Source organism: Actinotalea sp. (genome assembly GCF_035443605.1).
GTDB lineage: Bacteria > Actinomycetota > Actinomycetes > Actinomycetales > Cellulomonadaceae > Actinotalea.
The window spans coordinates 1-1,751 of record NZ_DAORSQ010000213.1; the positions used below are offsets into that span (position 1 = coordinate 1).

General features: G+C 75.1%; 3 protein-coding genes. 1 reads left to right on the forward strand and 2 read right to left on the reverse strand.

Annotation, left to right across the window (positions count from 1 at the left end; translation table 11 throughout):
* Nucleotides 1–612 (reverse strand): HAMP domain-containing protein (locus PKY62_RS13265; RefSeq protein WP_324537725.1); only part of this gene is annotated, 612 nt, incomplete at its 3' end.
* Entirely contained in the window at nucleotides 609–1,289 is a 681-nt protein-coding gene (locus PKY62_RS13270) for a response regulator transcription factor (protein ID WP_324537727.1), read from the reverse strand. The genes PKY62_RS13270 and PKY62_RS13265, both read right to left, overlap by 4 nt.
* A 154-nt stretch (nucleotides 1,290–1,443) precedes the next feature.
* Here PKY62_RS13270 and PKY62_RS13275 point away from each other — a divergent pair.
* A partial coding sequence (locus tag PKY62_RS13275; protein ID WP_324537729.1) for a hypothetical protein occupies nucleotides 1,444–1,751 on the forward strand: 308 nt, incomplete at its 3' end.

Genomic DNA, 1,751 nt, shown 5'->3' on the forward strand with positions numbered 1-1,751 from the left:
CCCGACCGAGGCCACCTCCGCCGGTCCGGACGGCACCACCCGGGCCTCGAGGTCCCCGGCCCCCAGCCGGCCGGCCACCTCGGACAGGTCCCGCACGGACCGCGACAGCCGCGCGGCGACCAGGCTCCCCGCGAGCGCCGTGCCCCCCAGCAGCACCAGGCCCACACCGGCGAGCACGGCCCAGGAGCGCGCGACGCCCTCGGTGAGCTCGGCGTCCGGGACGAAGGTGCGCACCACGCTGACGCCCGTCGAGCCGCTCACCGGGACCAGCACCTCGACGCCGCCGTCGATCCGGGCGGTCAACGCCCTGCCCAGGGCCGCGAGCTCCACGGCAGCCGTGACGTCGGCCGGTGCGCCGGCGGTCGCGCCATCGGGCAGGAAGACCGTGGTGCGCCGGTCCTCGCCGTTGACGGACAGCAGCGTGGCCTCCAGACGCGCGTCGTCCTGCGCCACCCCACCGGCGAAGACGGCGACGCTCGCCGCGTCCTGGCGCGCGATCGCGAGCGCGCGCTCCTGGGCGAGCGAGCGGGACAGCAGGCCCAGCGGCACGAGGAAGGCGACGAGGACCACGGAGGTCATCGCGAGCCCGTACCGGACCAGCAGGCTCCTCATGCCGGCGCGACGAGCTTGACGCCCACCCCGCGCACGCGGTGCACGTACCGGGGGGCCTCGGCGCTCTCGCCGAGCTTGCGGCGCAGCCAGTGCAGGTGGACGTCGACGGTCTTGTCCGCGCCGCCGTAGGGCTGGTTCCACACGTTCGCCAGCAGCTCGCGCTTGCTGATCACCTCGCCAGCACGCTCGGCGAGGTAGGCGAGCAGGTCGAACTCCTTGGGGCTGAGCTCGAGCACCTCGCCCGCGAGCGTCACCGAGCGCGTACGGGTGTCGATGACGAGGTCGCCGACGGTGACGGCGGTGACCGGCCGGACGGGCTCTGCCCGGCGCAGCACGGCACGGATGCGGGCCTCGAGCTGGTCGGCGGCGAAGGGCTTGACGAGGTAGTCGTCCGCACCGGCGTCGAGCAGCGCGACGATCCCCGCCCCCTCGTCGCGCGCGCTGATGACGATGACCGGCACGTCGCTGACGGAGCGGATCATCGCGAGCAGGGACGAGCCGTCCAGGTCCGGCAGCCCGAGGTCCATGAGCACGACGTCGGGCCGGTGCGCCACGAGGCTCTGCAGCCCGTCGAGCGCGGTGGGCGAGGTCATCGTCGAGTGCTGGCGCGCCGACAGGGACCGCACGAGCGCCGTCCGGATCGTCGCGTCGTCCTCGATGATGAGTACGTCGGCCACACCCCGGACCGTAGGGCATCGGGCGGCGCCGCGGGGCGAGCACCGGGCCGCCCGGGGGTGCGACATGCGTGACGGCACGCACCTTGTGCGTCCCTTAACCCTGCCTTGGCCCTCGCGTGCGGCACCATGGCGGCATGGGATCGGCGGCACGCGCGTGAGCCGGTGGGGCATCAGCCGCATCGGCGTCGTCGCCGTGGTCGGCTGGGCCGTCGCCGTCGTGCTGGCCGGCTCGATCGCGTGGCGAGCCGTGACCGTCATCGACACCGAGACCACCGCCTCCGGGGTGCTCACCCAGGCCCAGGTGCTCGACGCCCTCGCGCAGGTGCGCGCCACCGCCGGTCCCGCGACCCCGGCACCGACCCCCACGCCCAGCCCCGACGTGCCCACCGCCCCCGAGGTCGTCCGCAGCTGGACGGTCACCGGTGGCACCGTCGCGGCCTCGTGCCGGGACGCCGCGATCAC